Origin of the sequence: Cytobacillus sp. FSL H8-0458, assembly GCF_038002165.1 — a bacterium.
Classification (GTDB): Bacteria; Bacillota; Bacilli; order Bacillales; family Cytobacillaceae; genus Cytobacillus.
This window is the reverse complement of sequence record NZ_JBBOBR010000001.1, coordinates 1,111,503-1,131,102: the sequence shown is the minus strand read 5'-3', so window position 1 is coordinate 1,131,102 and position 19,600 is coordinate 1,111,503. Positions and strand designations below refer to the sequence as shown.

Genomic DNA, 19,600 nt, shown 5'->3' with positions numbered 1-19,600 from the left:
GTTTCTTACTTAGTTTAATTAACAAAGAAATCTAAAGAGAAGAAACGGTTTCCCGGTTTTTCACAAAATCTATAAATCTTTTGAAAGCTTTTTTTCCCTTCGGATCCCGCTTAAAAACTGCAGCATGCTCCAAAACCTTTAGAAACACCATTCCTATTTCCTTCTTTATGATTTGCTGGATATTGCCTGAATGAATATCAGGATACTTCTCTCTAATTTCCAATGCCCAATCAGCATGCTTGGCTGCAGCAGAGTCCTTAGTCAGCTTCTCAATTGCATAGCCATTTTGAAGCCACTTTGATACGGTTTCCAGCTCCTCCTTCAAGCGTCCGGGAAGAACGGCAAGGCCCATCACTTCAATCAAGCCGATATTCTCTTTTTTTATATGGTGAACCTCTTCATGAGGATGAAAGATTCCAAATGGGTATCTTTCAGTTTGACGATTATTTCTGAGAACTAAGTCCAACTCGAACTCTTTTCCCTTTTTTCTTGCTACAGGGGTAATTGTGTTATGTGCAACTTTACCTGTAAAAGCCTTGATCTCAACGGATTCATCTGAATATCCTTGCCATGCAGACAATATGCTTCCGCCAAGTTCTCCTAATGCTTTCCTGTCACTTCCTATAAGACGGATGACAGACATTGGCCATCTGACAATGCCTCCTTTAATAGATTCAAAACCCGGGAAGGTACACTCATAATCCAGTTCAGCTTGTTCCATAGGAAAGGAATGTTTGCCGCCCTGAAAGTGATCATGACTCAAGATTGATCCTCCTACAATCGGCATATCTGCATTCGATCCAATGAAATAGTGAGGAAATTGCTCAGTAAAATCAAGCAGGCACTCGAATGTATGTTGTGCGATTTTCATTGGCCTATGGTCTTTGGCAAATATGATTGCATGTTCCGTGTAATAAATATATGGAGAATATTGCAGGTACCAATCCTCTTGCTTCAATCTTAAAGGTATCGTCCTTAATGTTTGTCTTGCAGGGTGACCAGCCCTGCCTTCATAACCTTCATTATCTTTGCATAGCAGGCATTCAGGATAAATTGTGTCCTGATTTATGCTTTCATTTATAATGGCCTGGGGATCTTTCTCAGGTTTTGACAGATTCACCGTCACTTCCAATTCACCATAATCAGTGCTGACCATCCAGTGATCATTTTTGGCTATGCGATCATTTCTAATATAATTTGAGTCCTGAGCTAAACGATATAAATACGATGTTGCTGTTTCAGGACCTGCATGCCGATGCAGAAATGCAAAAGTATCCGCCACTTCTGATGGCCTTGGCATCATAGCTCCCATTAGCTTTGTGTCTAATAAATCGCGATAAGTGACAGAACCGATTTCCAGCCGCCCATTATCAGCTGCCCATTTCAAAATCCCTTCAAGAATTTCATCGAGCCGCTTTTCACTAGAACCAGTTGGCGGAGGGGCACTCCATTTTTCCAGCTCTAATATGCTCAACAGCTGATTCCGGACAAACTCCCGATCATGCAAGAAATATAATTTTCTTTCCACTCCATAATCCAGCAGCTCCTGAATATAGGAAAAGATTTTATCTGCCAACATCATCTCTCCTTTCTTCATTTCTTCTGAAAGGCTCATCTTTCTTATCGGTCCTGATAGCCCTCCGGAAATAGCTGCACCCATTTCCAGGCACTTTCAATGATTGAATGAATAGATGTATATGCGGGACACCATCCTAATTCCTTTTTTGCTTTAAGGGAAGACGCTTGAAGGATTGCCGGGTCTCCAGGGCGTCTTGGCGCAATTTCGGCATCAATGTCTTTATTTGTCACTTCCCTCGCAGCATCAAGTATTTCCCTGACGGAAAACCCGCAGCCATTTCCCAAATTGTAAATCCGGCTGATGTTCTCTTCCCTAAGTTTTTCTAGAGCTAAAATATGTGCATCTGCCAGATCCACGACATGAATATAGTCTCGAATACAAGTACCATCAGGAGTTTGATAATCGTCTCCGTAAATTAGCAGCTTATCTCTTTTGCCGCATGCAGCCTCAAGGATAATGGGAATCAGGTGAGTTTCAGGAAAATGATCCTCTCCAATTTCTCCGGATAAATGAGCTCCTGCAACGTTAAAATACCGGAGTATCATAAAGCGGAATCCATATGCCTGTTCACACCAGCGAAGCAATTTTTCAATAGCCAGTTTTGTTTCGCCATATGGATTCTCAGGCTTGGTTCGCTCTGTTTCTGTTATAGGGATATTCTCCGGTTCCCCGTATACTGCTGCAGTGGAGGAGAACACCAATTTGTCCACCCCAAAAGTCTTCATGGTTTTTAACAGGCACAAAGTTCCATATAAATTGTTATCATAATACTTTAAAGGATCTTTCATGCTTTCTCCCACAAGGGAATTAGCGGCAAAATGCATTACTGCTTCAATGGAAGCGGATCTAAAAACCTTTTCTAAAAAGACGCGATCCCGAATATCTCCCCGAAAAAATGTGCATTCTCCCGGTACGGCTTTTCTATGGCCAGTTTCCAGATTATCGATGACTATCACTTCTTCGTTTCTGTCAAGCAGTTGTCTCACAGCATGACTCCCTACATAACCTGCCCCGCCAACAATTAAAACAGCCATTTAGTCACCTTCCTTTCTACTTATCTTCCTGGCGCCGCTTCCAATCTGCACTTGGTAAAAATCCGCCTGGATTCCAAAGTTCTCATAATAAATACCCCCAACATTCTCTTTAAAGGAATTAACATTCTGTTTCTCAATAATATTTATCGTACATCCCCCAAAGCCGGCACCTGTCATCCTTGCCCCAATTGCCCCTTCTTTCCATGCAGCCTCAACAAGTAGATCCAATTCCTTTGAAGACACTTCATAATCATCCCTGAGAGAAAGATGCGATTGATTCATAAGTAATCCTAAACCTGCCATGTCTCCATTATTCATTTTTTGGACAGCTTGTTTGGTTCTATCGTTCTCGTAAACCGCATGCTTTGCACGTTTGCGGGAAGTGTCAGATTTAATGAGAGTTTTATAAGCTTCAAATTCCCGGACGGAAACTTCCCCAAGGGAGTTTACAGATAACACTGTTTGAAGATCAGCGAGAGCCGATTCACATTCTGTTCGCCTTTCATTATATTTGGAATCTGCCAATCCCCTGCTCCTGTTTGTATTTGCAATAATGAGTTCCAAATCTGCAAGCATGACCGGGCAATATGTATAATCTAACGTTTGGCAGTCCAGTAGGATTGCATGATCTTTTTTTCCCATCCCTATCGCAAACTGATCCATTATTCCGCAATTAACACCGATATACCGATTTTCAGCATGCTGGCTTAATTTAACCATTGTCAGCATATCCAGATTCAAATGAAAAAGGTCATTTAGAAGTACGGCAGTCACAAGTTCAATGGATGCTGAGGAAGAAAGGCCTGCTTTATTGGGAATATCGCCTAAGTAAACAACATCAAATCCTTTCTCTATCCAGCTTCCATGTCTTTGAAAGGTGTCAATCACGCCCTTCGGGTAATTGGCCCAGGAATGGTTACTATCATATTGGAGGTGGCCAATCTTCACTTCCAATACTCCAAATTCGGAAAAATTTTTCGAAAACATCCGAATCTTCCCATCGGAGCGCTTTCTGGCAACAGCATAGGTTCCCACCGTTAAGGCACATGGAAATACAACCCCCCCATTATAATCCGTATGCTCTCCAATTAAGTTCACTCTTCCGGGAGCAAAATAAATCTCCAGCTCACCAAAATGGCCAAATTTCTCATTGAAAAGTCGAATGGCTTCCTCCATAAAAACTTCCCCGCTATCTTAGTTAATTAATTTACTTTATAAACTTATTATAAAATTACAATCTTTTCAGAAAATTGTCAATGATATTCTCGTAATCTATCATTCTTTTTATTTGTTCCGCCAAAACTATTCAGCGAACTAAAATGTCAGGTCTTAAATAACTGGTTTTCCCGTATTTAACCTCCAGGTAGTCCCATGTCTTAGTTTCAGTTAAAAATTCAATGCCATTAGACAGAACGAGAATCGTATCTTCTGATTTTATACCTGGTAAAGCAGGATTCCAGGCATATGCCTGGTTTTCCATCACCAACTCAGTTGAGTCAGGGGTAGCCAGATATTCTCTTGATGAGAACCCTGTTAATCCTCCTTGATGCAAAAGCTTCCAATCTTCAGGGAAGCCAGCAAGACCATATTGCTTGATTCCTTCTTTAATGATACTGTTAATCCTCTTGCCTGGAACTGTGTTTGCGTTCATTACAGCATCAATTCCCGCCAGCTTTTCCTTATTGATGATAAGAGCGGGAGGGAGTGGTCCAAAATGAACAAACCTTGTTGCATTTGCCACTAATCCCCCTCTTTCTGCACAAATGACTATCATAATGTATTTATCCAATTTTTTATTTGTTGGAATCGGATGACGGTATTTAAAGATTCGCTCATCAGCGGCCGCTAATGCAACCTGCACATTCAGGTCCCGTTCAAGCGCTTTCCTGAATAATAGTGCACAAGTCTCTAATTCTGTCATACCCTGCTTCAATTCTTTGCAGGTTTGTTCAAGAATGCTTGCTGTGTCCTGGCAAACACCCCTATAGTTCACGATTTCCTTTTCACTTAAAACAGAACGGATAGCCGAAAGGTCTTTATCCACCATTTTCCAATCCTGAAATGGAACATCGGTGACAACATGTTTTCCTGCGGTAAGTTCATTAATAATAGCTTCAGAAGATTCATACCACTCTGTGGTGAGGGTATCAAACTGAAAGCTCAAATTTCCGCATTCCTCTTCCAGTATTCTCCTTTTTTCCATTTTATTTGTAATGAGAAAATTCTTGTCTTTAAAGATTAGCCAGTCCGCAACCCCATTTGGTTCACACAATACAATGTAGTTTTTTCTTCCTTCTGTCAGCCATGAAAAGTTGTTTCTCTTTCTAAGCAGGATACCGTCATAACCTTTTTGTTCCAGATATTTCTTAATTTTGTTAATAGGCTGCACCAATTCATCTACCTCCCAGATTAACTTTATTAATTAATTTTACTAATTATGTTATAATGAATGCAATCCTTTTTCCAACTTATAAAAAAAATAATGTAAACTATTAATAATCGTATTTTTTGGAGGTCGAAGTATTTGCAAAGAGGCACATTTCAATGGATGAAATCAATAAATAAAACAATTGTTTTAAATAAAATTCGAATGAGCGGTCCTATTTCCCGCGCGCAGATTGCAAAAGAAACAAATCTTACACCGCCTACTGTCAGCAGTATAGTGAAGGAATTGCTGCATGAGCATTTTGTTGTCGAGAGCCAGCAGGGTCAATCCAGCGGCGGTCGCAAACCGACCATGCTGGTTCTTAATCATCAAGGGTTTTATGTCCTTGGTGTGGATGTGGGTCCAGTCAAAATACGGACCGTTTTAACGGATTTAAATGGGAACGTGTTATTTAGCCATTCTTCATATTTGCCTGCGTACGTTACCAATAAATCACTGCTCGACTTACTGAAAACAGAAATTTCCAATATGCTGAAAAATGCAGCAGACTCAACAGGCAAGTTACTTGGAATAGGAATCGGCATGCATGGAGTAGTTGATCACAAGCATGGCAGCAGTTTGTTTGCACCAAGTCTAAATTTGCGAAATATCCCCATTAAAGAAGAATTGGAACATTATTTCCAAGTGACCGTAAGGGTAGAAAATGATGCCAGGGCGATGGCGCTTGGGGAAACTTGGTTTGTAAGTGATCAGAATGACAGCGGAACGGTGGTTACGGTAAATGTAGGAAATGGAATAGGTGCGGGTATTGTCGTAGATGGCAAACTTCTGCATGGCGAGCATAATTTGGCTGGGGAAATTGGCCATATGTCCATTGATTTAGGCGGCAGCAAATGCACATGCGGCAATTTTGGCTGCCTGCAAACTTTAGCATCCGGGATGGCGATTAAAGAACGTGCAATGAAGGAATTAACGATGGGCAAAGAAAGTTATATAAATGAAATCGTCGATGGAGACCTAGACAGGATTGAAGCACGGACAGTCTACCAGGCAGCCTGTCATGGAGATTCTTTGAGCATTGATTTATTGACGAACACAGGAATTTATCTTGGCATCGGCATTACCAATTTAATTCATCTATTAAACCCCAATAAAATAATTATTTCCGGAGGAATTTCCAATGCAAAAGACTTTCTTTTACCTTCCATAAAAGAAACCGTAGCTGCCCGGGCTCTGACTGTGCAAGCCAAAAACACGGAAATTGTTGCATCCAGGCTTGGTGAGTACTCGGCTGCGATTGGATCAGTCGTGCTGATTTTATCCGATATGTTTTCAGCTGAGCTGGTTGAGTGCTGAATAAACGCAGGTAAAAATAAATTATTTATTCTTTTTACATCTCTTGCACTAAACTGCCCTTACTTAAAACCCCGTCCTAATGAACGGGGTTTTACTTTATTGCTACTATATGAATTAAATTAACTTCCAACGGGTTCCATCGACTAATTCATTAGCAAGGATCAGAAACACACTGGAGGTCCAGGTGAAAGCAGGGTCCCTCAATCCCGTCCCTGTCAAGGCGTTGAAATTTTCCGCCATGCCGGATTGGGCCGCCATCTCGCAAAACTTTATAGCTGTTTTTCTTGAAAGTTCATACTCCCCAATCGCTTTTAGCCCTTCTGTCAATAGCATGGTAGAAGGCGCCCATATCGGACCTCTCCAATAGCCATCAGGCCGGTAAAAGGGGCTATTGATGCATTCAGTTGCAAATCCATGCTCTGTTTCAAATTGATGCTTAGTAATCAAACTATCTAATAAAATTGTTTTATGTTCATCCGTTAATCTATTTCCTAATATAAACGGAATAAACAAAATAAGACTTTCTGACATAACTTGTTTATGGGAATTTGAAAGGCAGGCCCGAAATCCCCCATCTGTCCAAAAGTGCTCCATCATTTTCGTAAACATTTCATTTGCTTTCTTTTTCCATCTAAATGCATCTTCATTTTTCCCCAGCTTATTGGCGATAGATTCCAATACATCCATTTGAATAATTAGGAATGCGGACAAATCTGGCGTTTCTATTGGCTTACCTTCACAAAACACAGTGCTGTTATCCCAGCCGCTATCATTGCCATGATTATACTGGGGAATGCCATCCTGGTCATGATCCCTGTACCGGAACCACCAATCAGTCCATTTGGCTAAGGGCTGATACACTTCTGCCAGCCTATCCTCTGAAATCCAATCGGAACGATCCATCATCCACTTGAGTGTCCAGCCATGTATTGGAGGCTTACAGCAGTTCCAAAATGAATACTGGTCATTGGAAAAATCAGGCAAAGCACCACTTTCATCCTGCAAATCAAAAAACAAACAATATTGATCCCAGGCCAATTGAGGCTGATTCTTGATTAAAGCCATCGCATTAAAGCAATGATCCCAGCTCCAGATATTGGTCATCCAATTTTTAGACATATACATTGCTGGGCGTGTCAGCAAACCCTCTGCATTTACAATGGAAGACCATGTGATATATGCAGCAGCTTCTCTGGCACTTTCATAATGTTCCGGTACCTTTAGCGTGTTCTTTTTCCATATTTCAAAATCCTCAGCCGCACTTTTAACAGATGATTGAAAGCTCGTTTCAATGCTCAAATCCTTCTCATAGTTAATTTTATAATCTGTTAAAGCCACTTCATAAGCTTTATTAAGATGATCCGGGCTGCATAGTATTCTAATAAATTTGCTTTTTTCTTCTTCAAATGGGGCATCCACCTCAATTTTTCCTTCGATCGGGATTAAACGGAATCTCCGTTTTTCTGCAAAGTTATTTATTTCTAAAGTTCCGTCCGGACATGCTAGTGCATAATCGTAAGATCCTGTAAATGCGGTTAATTCAAGCCTAACCCCATATCCTCTCATGCGGATTGTACGTTCCGAGCTAAAGCAAACCTCTAAAATTCCAGCTTTAGCCGATATCCTCATTAAATGGGGAGTCATTTCAACCTCGTAATTCTGATGTTTATCTGACTCATCCAATAAATTAATTTTGAAAACAGCGCCGGTCTTTTCATCCCCCCCTCTGATCATTCGAATGTATAATGCATTCGAATCATGGCCCCGCTTATGAATGGGCGATATGACCAGATAGGAACCTCTGCGGCTGAATGGAAGTCTCATCTCTTTCACTTTCATTTATTTTCCCTCCACAAGAACCAGACTAGAGAATTCATTACCTTTATTTAAAACCAGTTGATGATACACCGTTAACGATATATTTTTGGGCAAAGAAAAATATAATAAGCGGCGGCAAACTAATCAGGAATGTTACGGCCATGATTCCTTCCATATTTACATCATACATTCCATTAAATTGTGCTAACCCCAGTGTTAATGTATATTTGCTTTGATCATTCAGGAAGATTAGCGGTCCCAAGTAATCATTCCAGCTTGACAGGAAGTTAAAGACTCCGATAAGTACAATAATTGGCCACATTAATGGCAAATGTATCCGATAATAAATTTGGAAAGAATTCGCCCCATCCATTCTTGCTGCCTCATCCAATTCTTTAGGTATTGACATAATGAACTGACGCAGAAGAAAGATATAGAATGGAGCACCAAACCAGGCTGGCACAATCAGCGGCTTTAGGGTGTTGATCCATCCAAAATAATTGAATTCCATATATTGCGGGATCATTGTAACTTCCCATGGAATCATCATCGTGGCCAAAAGAACAATGAATAAAAAATCCCTGCCTTTGAATTTAAATCTGGCAAACCCATAGGCAATTAATGTGGATGACACAATTTGCCCCAGTGTTGTTAAAAACGTCACGATCACACTATTCATTAAAAAAGTGTTAAAAGGCTGGCTGTTCCAGGCCTTGCCAAAGTTCTCAAATTGCCAGGAGGATGGAAACCACTTTGGAGGAAACATATATAATTCATCAGGAGACTTTAAAGCTGTTGTCACCATCCAGAAAAAGGGCGCTAAAAACAGCAGGGATAAAAATACTAAAACGATATATAAAGTTCCGCTGCGGATTAATCGCTTGCTTTTCAAAAGGATCGCCTCTTTTCATTACTTTGAATTCTTGACTTCATTTTCATAATAAACCCAAGCGGAAGAAGATTTAAAAACCAGCATGGTCAAAAAAAGCACAATCAGGAACATGATCCATGCATTAGCTGATGAGTAGCCCATTTTAAAATATTTAAAAGCATTTTCATATACATACATTGCGTAGAAATACGTGGAACCAAGCGGCCCGCCGCCTGTCAGGACCAGGGCAAGCGTCAATTGCTGAAAAGCACTGATGATGGTGGTAATGAGATTAAATAACAAAGTTGGTGTCAGCAAAGGCAATGTTATTTTAAAGAAGCAATATACTTTGCCGGCTCCATCTATTTCAGCTGCCTCATACAAATCCTTGGGGATATTTTTCAGACCGGCCAGGAATATCAGCATCATCGTACCTTGCCCCCACAAACTCGCAATAACCATTGCCAGCAGTGCCCATTTTTGGTTATTAAGCCAATCAGGCCCCTCAATTCCTGCTAACGAAAGAAAGTAATTTAAAATTCCGTATTCCCCGTTATATACCCATCCCCAAATCATCGCTAAAGCTACACCGGAAATAACAGAGGGTACGTAAAAAAAGGTTCTGAACAATGAGCTTGCTTTTAGCTTTTTATTAAGAAGAATTGCCAGAAACAAAGACATAATAATATTAAGCGGAACAAACAGCATGGCAAATTTCACTGTCACCCAAAGGGAATGCCAGAAAAGAGGGTCATCCGTAAACATAGTGGCATAATTTGAAAAACCAACAAATGTTTTTTCACCCACGATCGGCCAGTCAAAAAAGCTAATAAAAAGGGAAAATAATAGCGGCCCCAATGTAAATAACAGCAAACCGGCTATCCATGGCGATATGAAAAAATAAGGGGCAAGCCTGCCCCAATTCATTTTTCTTTTGGTCTGTACGGAAACATTTTCTGTGCTGACGATTAAATCTTGCTTCATGGTACCCCCCCAGGCTATTGGCCTACATATTTTTCAGAATCCTCGACTGCTTTATTTAATAATTCATCTGCGTCCTGGCCAAGCATTACGGCATTTATTGCAGCTGATAAATTTCGGTTAATTTCATTCCAATTGGAATTTAAAAGGAAAGCAGGTGTATTGGATGAATTTTCAAGCATCGTATAAAATGGCTTGTACAGCTCATCTTCAGCAGTTTTATTTGCAGCCACCACGCTCTTGCGCACAGGTAAATCTGCTGTTCTCATCTGAATGGCTTTATCAGAGGAATAAAACTTTACAAATTCCCATGCCAATTCCTTCTCCTTGGAATCTTTTGCGATTGATACTGCCGAAGAGGCAATTAAACCTTTAACAGGCTTGCTCCCAAACGCAGGCATTGCCACTGTGCCCACATCAATGCCGGCCTCTTTAAAACCTTCGAGCGGCCAAATGCCGCTTATATACATACCTAGCTTTCCAGCTTTAAAAACATCTGTTCCGCTCTGCTGATTTTTGCCTCCAGTCAAGACCGCTGTGCCCGCTTTCACCAGATCGCCGTACATTTGGATCGCTTCTATGGTTTCAGGGCTATTCATAAATCCATCAATCTTCTTGCCATCTTCACTGACAAAGCTTCCGCCATTGCTCCAAACCGTTCCTTGTAAATCATACGTATCCGGCTCTGCTGTAACCCCAAATCCATATTGCTTTTTACCTTTATCTGTAAGTTTTTTGGCGATTTCCTTAAACTCATCCCATGTCCAGCCTTCTTTAGGATATGGAATGTTATGTTGATCAAATAATTTTTTATTATAATATACAACCATGGTGGTAAAACCAGCTGGCATCCCATACAATTCTCCATCCACACTGGAGTAATTGAACAAACCTTCATAAAAATCATCCATCTTGATAGAAGAATCCTTGTCCACATAAGAATTCAGAGACTCTAGTGATTGGTGGTAAGTGGAAAAGTCCCACATATACATAACATCTGGAGGGTTCTTTGCTCCAAATGAAGCTGCAAGCTTTTGATCAAACCCGTCACCGTATGCTTCCACCTGGACTTTTACATCAGGGTTGTCTTTTTCAAATTCCTTTGCTATATCCTGCTGAATTTTTAATGTTTCACCTGAGTCCCATGTTGCGAAACGAAGAATCGTTTTCCCATCTTTATCTTTTCCGTCACTTGAGGCTGTATTGGAACTGCAGGCTGCAGTCATCCATATAACCGCCATAATGATTAAAACATTCCACCACTTTTTCTGTTTCAATGACCTTCCCCCTTTTAAGTATCTAAATTTTCAAAAAATATAACCGCTTTCATTGTAACTTTTTTGAAAGCGGTTAAAAACGGCAATTCGTTTCTTCAATTGTGCAATTTTGTTTAATTGAGGGATTTATTTGTTTGATTATTTTCGTTTTTTTGTTTTATTCGAAATTCAGTGGGCGTAATTCCACAACAGCGCTTGAACCACTTACTGAAATACTTTGCATCTGGTATGCCAGTCAAATCGGCAATTTCCTGGATCGTTAACGGAGAGGAGCTCAAAAGTCTTTTTGACATAACTACCCTCTTGCTGTTAATAAATGATTGAATGCCTAATCCTGTTTTACTTTTAAACAGAGTGCTCAAATAGCTTCTGCTAACTCCTGCAGCTTCGGCTATTTCAGTTACTGATATAGGTGTGGATAAATGTTTAACGATATAGTCTATTGCAAATAGTATAACTTTTGGATACTCTCTGCAGTTCCCTTGAAGATGCTGCACGTTACTTATTGCCCGAATGGAAGCCATCCATTCCTCCTTCCCGCAAAAAGGCCCAGCGTACTTCCAATTATTAAAAAATCGATCTTTATTTTCATCAGATAAATAACTTAGAAGACGGACTTGATATGCTGCCTCAATAAAGAAAACTATTCGATCTTCCGATAGGCTCAAGAAAAGATTGTTGGACGACTGAACCGGAAAATTAATAGGATTTGGGGTCTTATCGAGTATATATACATAAAACGGAGAATCTAACCATTTCCATTCTTTCTTAAAGAAGATTTCTGCATCTAAAAGAAAATCTCTCTCCTCAATATCTCCCTGAAGCCATAACAATAACTTCTTTTGAAAACTGGGAATTTGGTCGGGAACTTGGCCCCTTATTTCCTTGTTAAATACTGAGAGAAAATGGTTGAGGTCTTCATCTTCAAAAGCTGTTTTCAGTAAATAGCCTGATGCTCCTAATTTAAGGCCTTCCTGTGCAAATTCAAAATCCTTATGACAGCTTAGCAGCAAAATTTTTGTTTGAGGAAATTCAGCTTTAATTTTTCTAGCTAAATCAAGGCCATTTTCTTCTGGCATCACAATATCTGTAATCACTATTTCCGGCTCATGTTTTAAAAACTCTTCCCATCCTCTTTTTCCATTAGGAGCTTCCGCTGCGACTCTCATTCCATATTTGTCCCAATCAACTGTCGCCTTTAGGCCCTTGCGGACAATCGTATCATCATCGACGAGCAAGACCTTTAGCTCACGTGTGTTATCTGTCATTCTTAACCCACCTTTTTGGCCAATAGATTGAAATTGCCGTTCCTTTTCCTATTTCAGAATCTGCTTCTATCAGAAAATGCTTGCCAAAGTGGAATCTGAATTTTTGGTAAATATTATCTAAACCAATTCCCCCTTTTTTTAAAGAAGGAGGTTTCTTAAACAAGGATTCCAGCTTCTCCTGGTGAATTCCTTTTCCATTATCCTTTAAAATCAGCTGGAAACTGGATTGTTTCTCCAGCACCTGAAGAGAGATCTCACCTGTTCCATCTTCAAAAGCATGAAAAAAGATATTTTCAATCATCGGCTGAAGAGTCATTCTGGGAATCAAAGCGTCTCCTAATCCGCTTTCCATCTCAGTCTGAAAGGAGAAATGTCCCCCATACCTTAATTCTTGAATAGCAAGGTAGTGTTTAAGCGCTTTCAATTCATCTTCTAATGGAACTAGACCAATATCAAAATTAAGATTTCCTTCCAATACCATAATTAGATGAGTCAGCATTTTGCTAATTTCCGGGTTTCCATCGATCCTGGCTTTCCATTGAATGATATTTAAAGTGTTAAAAAGCAAATGGGGATTGATTTGATAGTGCACTGCTCTCATTTCAGCTTCAAGCTTTATCGCTTCTTTTTCTTTAACTTCCTCAACAAGCTGATTAATCTGAAATAACATTCTATTAAAATGGTAACCCAGCTGTCCTATCTCATCTTCTGTCTCAATAGATGGTTTTGAATCCAGGCTTCCTTTACTCACATCATCCATGGCAAGCTTCAACCTTAAAATCTTGCTGGAAAATTGTCTGGAAAATAAAAAAGACAAAGCGAGCGCCAGCAATAATGCAAAAACTGCTCCGATCATAACGACACGAAAAATGATTGCTGATGACCTGGAAAATTCATCCTGAGGAATTCTGAATCGGATGCTCCAGTTATTGGTGAAAGTCGTTTCCTTCCAAATGATATCACTCGAATGATCTTTTCTTGTACTTATGCTTGCATAAAAGTATTCCCCCGCTTCATTTTGGATAGATATGCGGGCTTTCAGGTCGTCCTCTAAAACTTTTACCATTGAAAAAATTTCATCTGCATCCGCTTCAATTAAAAGATAACTATGATTTAAAACTCCAAGTGTATCTAAAGGCATCAGTAATCCGATTAATCTATCCGGATTATTTGATTTATAATGATCAGATTTATAGACGGAAACTTCCGTTCTTCCGCTTGCAAGTGCCTGTTTCCATATCTCCCTTTGCTTAAAGGATTTAATATCAATATTGTAATCACCAAAATAATAACCTGATGAGGTGATTAAATAGATCCCTTTAATGTTTCCTTTTTTATGGATTTCCATTAAACGCTCCAAATTACTTTCTTCCTTAAAATCCATATAAGTTTGCGGTTCCTGAGAACTAAGCTTGACTGATGTCTGATCAGCAATATATTGCTTGATCGCCGCGGCGCTGAAAAACATGTCGTTAAATGTGCGGTCAAGTTCTTTTTGTATTTTCTCACCGGCAAAGTGATTGTAATTTTTAAGCTGTTCGTTTACTACTTTTGAAGACTGGTAATATGAAATGGCACCTAAAGCCAATAAGGGAATTAATGCTGCGAGCAGAAACATAAATAGAAGCTTACTCTGGATATTTAAAAATACTAAATGGTTAAAAATGTTTGTAGTCCACTTATTTCTCATCGCCATTATCCTTTTTAAAAGGATAATATCGCATTAAACGGTAAAATGGAATAATTATTTTTATTATTCAGACACTTTAGGAATCCCTTTGTATAATTGATGCTGACACTTTAGCAGGACAAAATAGGTTGCCCCCCAGGTAAATTTAGTCCTTTTTATAAGAGTAAGGAATCAATATTCCAATAATAAATTTTATATACATATATAATCTATTTCTTTTACCAATGCAGGTTGGCGGTTGCTTAATTCCCCCCTGATTTGAGGAATACAGAAAAAATTTAAATTTATATCGAACCGTTTTATCACTTCGATCGTTATCTGAATTGATAAGAATAAATAACGGAGGGATTAATCATGAAAACAAAAATTCCTATTTGCACAATTCTTTTAGCTGGCATACTTTTTGCAGGATGCAGCTTTCAGGAAAAACCAGAAAGCACAGATGCAAATAAACAAGCACAAGAAACAACAACAGAGGTTAACAACGAGGCAGAAAAAGATCTTGCAGAATCAGATACAAAACTTCAACTGATGGAAAACAAAAAAATTGGTAAGTATCTTACAGATGCCGAAGGCAGGGCACTTTACTACTTTGCAAAAGATCAGCCTAATACATCAAATTGCAGTAGTGATTGCCTTGAAAACTGGCCTGCTTTCTACTCTGAAGACCTTGCCGTTCCGGAAGGATTTAATAAAGAAGACTTCGGAACGATTACTCGCGCTGACACTGGTGAGAAACAAACGACCTACAAAGGCTATCCGCTTTACTACTTCGTGAAGGACGGAGCATCTGGTGATGTAAAGGGACAAGGTGTCAAAGATGTATGGTTTATTGTAAACAGCGAAACGAAATTTACAAAATAATGCATGTTACTGAAGGAACTGCCTGGTATATCGGCAGTTCTTTTCTTCCTCCCATATCAAATTTTTCCGCCAATCTATGTTAAGATCTATACTAAATAATTTCGTTTAACAAGGGAGAGATTTCCGTCAATGAAGTCTAAGTCAGATGAAGAACTAATCGAATTAATTGTTCAAAATCATCGGCCAGCACTTGAAGAGCTGTATGACCGATATGTAAAACTTATTTACAGCTTCTCCATAAAAATAACCAAGGGAGATTCGGAAAAAACGAAAGAAATTGTTCAGCAGGTATTCCTTCGGCTTTGGACGACAAAAAGCACCTACAATGCATCCCAAGGACAGTTTGTGAATTGGCTTCTCACCATAACTCGAAACATTTCCATAGATCTCATCCGTAAAGAACAAAAATATAAAGGAACAGTCCAATTGGAGCATGAAGAATGGCAGCAAATACAAGGTTCTCAAGCTGATGATGTCCAGCAGCAAGTTACAAGAAATCAGCTAAAACAGCAGATTCAAGAAGCAAAACGTCATCTCTCTGAACCTCAGCAGCGCCTGATCAACTTATTATATTGGGAAGGCTACTCCTTAAGTGAAATTGCAGAACTTGAACAAAAGCCGCTGGGTACGATTAAAAGCCGCCTGCATCAGGCCTTGAAAAAACTGCGAAATAATTTCAGCGGGAAAATAGGAGATGTTCGTCATGGAGAATAAATGTGATAATCTATCTTTATATATTATAAATGACCTTACAAACCAAGATAAAAAACAGTTTGAAGACCATCTGCTAAAATGCGCAAAATGCCAGCAGGAACTGAAATCTATACAAGAAACATGGCAAATGCTTTCTTATGATGTAGAAGAAATAGAAGTTCCGGAATCATTGAAGTCAGAAGTGATGGATTTTGTCTTTGAAGAGAATAAATTTCTTAAACACGAAGAAAAAACGGAAGCCGAACCGATTAGCTTTAAAGAACGAATTTTATCAGTTGCCAAAAGGCATTTTTCACCAATATCTACAGCAGTAACAGCTATTTTAATCATTTGTTTAATTGGGTTTTATTGGAACAGCCTTCAATTGAAAGATACGATTAAGTCATTTGAGAATAAAGCTGCTGATCCGACACAAATTGTTACAACTTATTCCTTAACAGGGCAAAGCTTAGCTGCTTCTGCTACCGGCAGCGCATACCTACTTCAGGAAGGTACGGAAACAAGTCTTGTCATTGCTTTGAATAATATGCCTATTACAAAGGGTAATGAGGTTTACCAAGTATGGCTGTTAAAAAACGGAAACCGGCAAAGTGCTGGCACTTTGATACCTGATCAAAACGGCAGCGGACTTATCACCTACCGCCTGCCTCCAGAATATTCGTTTGAAGATATCGGGATTACATTGGAACCTAATCCATATAACACTCAGCCGCAAGGGCAAAAAGTGCTGGGGACCTAACATGAATAAATAAACCTGCCCAAAAGTATTTAGGGCAGGTTTAAACTCATCATTTTTCAGCTAATTTCTCTTTAAATGACTCTAATTTTTCCTTTGTTTCGGTAACCAGTTCCTGCATTTTTACAGAGTCAGCCTGATCTTTTTGAGATTCACTAATTAGTGGATATAAGCTTTCTTCAATACTTTCGTAGTCTTCGGGAAAATTCTCCTCCACTTTCTTTTCCATCTCATCCCAGTTTTCCTCAAGGTCTTTTCCTGTTTTTTGTATCAGTTCCGAGTTTTCCGCCTTATTTTCCAAATTAGCTTGTAATTCATCCAGAACTGCCACAACCTCATCACTGCCATGTAAAAGTTCATCAGCTATTTGTCCGTCTGTGTTGTTCGCTTCTTTGTTGTTTGAATTTTGCTGCTGCTCATTCTCTCCATTGGTGCTGCAGGCAGCTGCCATCATAACAAATACCAAAATGGATAAAAATGAAAGTAATTTCTTCATTTGATCCCTCCTCGTCCATTTCTTTCCCTCCCGTATGATTCATCAAACTGGATAAGAAGTCACAGACTGTTGTATTTCAATAGAAATATAAGCATGTTTAATAGCAGCTTACTCACTTAGTTCCATCCCCATTTTTGGAAAATCTTATGGGCTGATTCCGTTTGCAGATACTCTATGAATTTTTTTGCCTCTCTTCTATGCTGTGACGCTTTGGCAATAGCAATAGGTGTACCTCTATAAATCTTTTCATCATCCGGCATTTGGATTAATTCAGTTTCCTCTTTCAAGCGATAATGCCAGGACTCATATGTGATCCATGCATCCAGCTTTGAATTGGTCTTCCAAAGATCAATGGCTTCAGCACTCGTTTTGACTGAAATTTCAATGTTTTGATTTAAACCGGCAATCAGGCCCTTTCTTCCTGCCAGGTCTTCCCAAAGGCCAAGCTGGCCTGCACCGTTAACATCCACTATTTTAACTCCTGGCTTTGTTAAATCCTCTAGGGATTCAATTTTTTTTGGGTTTCCTTTTCTCACCAGAATACCAGCAGCACGAGCATACAGCTCTGTTCGTGATTTTTCATCTATCATACCAGGATGGTTAAACACAAAGTTTTGCATCATATACTCTGAACCGCCATAAATGATGTCTGCATCCTCCTTTGCCTGCTGAATCCAATTGGATTCCGGTCCAGCCGTTACGTTCACCCTGATACCTGTTTCCGCTGAAAACTTTTCTGCAGCCTCCTTTATCGGGCCCAAAGGACCACCTGGACCATAAACTTGAACAGCTTCAGTCTGTGCGCTTTCCACAGAAGAATTTTCCGGCTCCCCAGAGTTCGAATATGCTGTGAAACCCGCTGAACCTGCTAAAAAAAATAGACATACCATCAGGAAAGAAAACTTTTTCATTCAAAAAAACCTCCATCTAATTTTTCAGGCTAAAGCCTGTTATAAATGGAAACGTACTGAATGGACAAACAGTTCGCTTTACTTGGTAAAATGAGCATTAATAACTACTTTAGAAATCTGTAAATGTTCTCCACATTATAGTTCTTGATAAGCTGCGAATGTTAAATCACCACTTTTCTGGTTTTACAATTCAAACCATGCCCTGGCCAACACACTTATTGCTTCAAATATCTCTTCTTCGGATAGTAAGGCAAAACCAAGCAATACAGTGTGACCGTCATTTTCTCCAAATTGAGATACGGGATAAATTTTTATTCCTGCCTCTAAAGCTTTCCTGATCAGCTGCTGTTCATTCATTTCATTATTTGGCCGAAGTAATATGTGCAAACCTGAATCCTGTCCGATAACTTCAGAACAAGGAGGAAAATACTTAGAAATAGCTGCCATGAGACTGTCGCGTTTTTTACGATAAACGACCCTCATTTTCTGGATATGCTTATCCCAGTAATCCTCCTCAAGAAATCTTATTAAAATCTCCTGATCTGTCCGTGAAACAGTTTGGGCATAAAAGAAGTAATCTTCCTGATAAATCTTCAGCAAAGGCCTTGGAAGGACCATATAACTAATCCTTAAAGAGGGAAGCAGGGCTTTTGAAAATGTGCCCATATAAATTACTTTTTCATCCTTATCCAATCCCTGCAGGGCAGGAATCGGCTTGCCTGTGTAGCGGAATTCACTGTCATAATCATCTTCAATGATATATCGGCCAGGCTTTTCCTTTGCCCATTTCAAAAGCTGCATCCTTCTGGCAATAGGCATAATCATACCGCAAGGAAATTGGTGGGAGGGAGTGACAAAGACGATGTTTGCTCCTGACTTTTTCAGCTTTGATAAAAAAAGCCCATCTTCATCAAGTGGAATGTCCCTCACATTATCCATTCCTTTTTCAAAGATGACGAGCTTGCGGTGATATCCCGGATTTTCGACAGCAAAAATACTTCCATCCAGCAGCTGCAATAAAGTTTTCAGTAAATATTGTGTCCCAGAACCAAGAATGATTTGACTGGGGGAACAGTTTACTCCCCTGGATTTATAAAGATACTTCGCAATCTGGTTCCTCAGCTCCAGCTCTCCTTGAGGATGGCCAAGCAATAGAACCTGGCCATTATCCTTTGTCAGTACTTGATTTGTTAATTTCCGGAACACAGAAAATGGGAACGTCTTAATATCCACTCCGGAATGAGTAAAATGATATAGGTACTTACCTTCAATATGCTTCTTTTCTTCAGCGAGAGGCTCTTCATTTGCTGAAGAAAAGCCGGATTGCTCAACTGCACATACATAATATCCTTTACGTGCCTTCGATTCGATGTATCCTTCAGCCATAAGCTGTTCATAAGCAGATTCAATTGTGTTTTCACTGACCTGAAGATACCTGGCAAATTTTCTTTTGGAAGGGAGCTTTGCCATTACCGTCAGATTGCCTGTCTTAATTTCGTTTTTAATATATTTATATAATTGCACGTATAGTGGCTCACCGCTCGTAAAGTCCAGGTTTGGTGTTAACTCCGACATTAACCTGACCCCCTTAAATATTAAAAATCTGACCCTTCTAACAA

17 protein-coding genes are annotated in these 19,600 nt (G+C 39.5%); 4 read left to right on the top strand and 13 right to left on the bottom strand.

Features of this window, described 5'->3' with window-relative positions:
* Positions 1–31: 31 nt before the first annotated feature.
* The 4 genes from NYE23_RS05770 to NYE23_RS05755 all read right to left on the bottom strand — a co-directional run bounded on the left by NYE23_RS05770 (position 32) and on the right by NYE23_RS05755 (position 5,002).
* On the bottom strand, positions 32–1,579 hold the full coding sequence (locus NYE23_RS05770) for a UDP-glucose--hexose-1-phosphate uridylyltransferase (RefSeq protein ID WP_341080611.1): 1,548 nt from the start codon (positions 1,577–1,579) through the stop codon (positions 32–34).
* A gap of 41 nt (positions 1,580–1,620) precedes the next feature.
* A complete protein-coding gene (galE, locus tag NYE23_RS05765) occupies positions 1,621–2,613 on the bottom strand; it encodes a UDP-glucose 4-epimerase GalE (RefSeq protein ID WP_341076139.1) in 993 nt (330 codons plus the stop codon).
* Positions 2,614–3,789: a galactokinase gene (locus NYE23_RS05760; protein WP_341076138.1), complete on the bottom strand. Its 1,176-nt coding sequence runs from the start codon at positions 3,787–3,789 to the stop codon at positions 2,614–2,616.
* Positions 3,790–3,919: 130 nt separating this feature from the next.
* Positions 3,920–5,002: a M24 family metallopeptidase gene (locus NYE23_RS05755; RefSeq protein ID WP_341080610.1), complete on the bottom strand. Its 1,083-nt coding sequence runs from the start codon at positions 5,000–5,002 to the stop codon at positions 3,920–3,922.
* 135 nt (positions 5,003–5,137) lie between these two features.
* On the opposite strand from NYE23_RS05755, the gene NYE23_RS05750 reads away from it, so the two are divergent.
* Positions 5,138–6,355, top strand: a complete 1,218-nt coding sequence (locus tag NYE23_RS05750; RefSeq protein ID WP_341076137.1) for an ROK family transcriptional regulator — start codon at positions 5,138–5,140, stop codon at positions 6,353–6,355.
* A 114-nt stretch (positions 6,356–6,469) separates the two neighbouring features.
* Here NYE23_RS05750 and NYE23_RS05745 read toward each other — a convergent pair whose 3' ends face one another.
* The 6 genes from NYE23_RS05745 to NYE23_RS05720 all read right to left on the bottom strand — a co-directional run bounded on the left by NYE23_RS05745 (position 6,470) and on the right by NYE23_RS05720 (position 14,260).
* On the bottom strand, positions 6,470–8,194 hold the full coding sequence (locus NYE23_RS05745; RefSeq protein ID WP_341076136.1) for an amylo-alpha-1,6-glucosidase: 1,725 nt from the start codon (positions 8,192–8,194) through the stop codon (positions 6,470–6,472).
* A 43-nt stretch (positions 8,195–8,237) separates the two neighbouring features.
* Positions 8,238–9,065: a carbohydrate ABC transporter permease gene (locus NYE23_RS05740; RefSeq protein ID WP_341076134.1), complete on the bottom strand. Its 828-nt coding sequence runs from the start codon at positions 9,063–9,065 to the stop codon at positions 8,238–8,240.
* Between the two features lie 18 nt (positions 9,066–9,083).
* A complete protein-coding gene (locus tag NYE23_RS05735; RefSeq protein ID WP_431833446.1) occupies positions 9,084–9,971 on the bottom strand; it encodes a carbohydrate ABC transporter permease in 888 nt (295 codons plus the stop codon).
* 71 nt (positions 9,972–10,042) lie between these two features.
* Positions 10,043–11,251 carry an ABC transporter substrate-binding protein gene (locus NYE23_RS05730; RefSeq protein ID WP_341080609.1) on the bottom strand — a complete coding sequence of 403 codons (1,209 nt, stop codon included), beginning with the start codon at positions 11,249–11,251 and terminating at the stop codon, positions 10,043–10,045.
* A gap of 164 nt (positions 11,252–11,415) precedes the next feature.
* On the bottom strand, positions 11,416–12,570 hold the full coding sequence (locus NYE23_RS05725) for a response regulator transcription factor (RefSeq protein WP_341076130.1): 1,155 nt from the start codon (positions 12,568–12,570) through the stop codon (positions 11,416–11,418).
* Positions 12,560–14,260, bottom strand: a complete 1,701-nt coding sequence (locus NYE23_RS05720; RefSeq protein ID WP_341076129.1) for a sensor histidine kinase — start codon at positions 14,258–14,260, stop codon at positions 12,560–12,562. Before NYE23_RS05720 ends, NYE23_RS05725 begins: the two co-directional genes overlap by 11 nt.
* A 354-nt stretch (positions 14,261–14,614) precedes the next feature.
* On the opposite strand from NYE23_RS05720, the gene NYE23_RS05715 reads away from it, so the two are divergent.
* From NYE23_RS05715 to NYE23_RS05705, 3 genes are all read left to right on the top strand, one after another.
* Complete coding sequence (locus NYE23_RS05715) at positions 14,615–15,124, top strand: COG4315 family predicted lipoprotein (protein ID WP_341076128.1); 510 nt, start codon at positions 14,615–14,617, stop codon at positions 15,122–15,124.
* 129 nt (positions 15,125–15,253) lie between these two features.
* Complete coding sequence (locus NYE23_RS05710; protein WP_341076127.1) at positions 15,254–15,838, top strand: RNA polymerase sigma factor; 585 nt, start codon at positions 15,254–15,256, stop codon at positions 15,836–15,838.
* Positions 15,828–16,577, top strand: coding sequence for an anti-sigma factor (locus NYE23_RS05705; protein ID WP_341076126.1), 750 nt, complete (start codon positions 15,828–15,830; stop codon positions 16,575–16,577). The genes NYE23_RS05710 and NYE23_RS05705 overlap by 11 nt, the downstream gene beginning before the upstream one ends.
* Before the next feature lie 49 nt (positions 16,578–16,626).
* Here the strand turns inward: NYE23_RS05705 and NYE23_RS05700 are convergent, their stop codons facing one another.
* From NYE23_RS05700 to pdxR, 3 genes are all read right to left on the bottom strand, one after another.
* A complete protein-coding gene (locus NYE23_RS05700) occupies positions 16,627–17,070 on the bottom strand; it encodes a hypothetical protein (protein ID WP_341076125.1) in 444 nt (147 codons plus the stop codon).
* 116 nt (positions 17,071–17,186) lie between these two features.
* On the bottom strand, positions 17,187–17,981 hold the full coding sequence (locus NYE23_RS05695) for an extracellular solute-binding protein (RefSeq protein ID WP_341076123.1): 795 nt from the start codon (positions 17,979–17,981) through the stop codon (positions 17,187–17,189).
* A gap of 183 nt (positions 17,982–18,164) precedes the next feature.
* Positions 18,165–19,556 (bottom strand): MocR-like pyridoxine biosynthesis transcription factor PdxR, encoded by a 1,392-nt coding sequence (gene pdxR, locus NYE23_RS05690; RefSeq protein WP_341076121.1) that lies wholly within the window; start codon positions 19,554–19,556, stop codon positions 18,165–18,167.
* Positions 19,557–19,600: the final 44 nt, after the last annotated feature.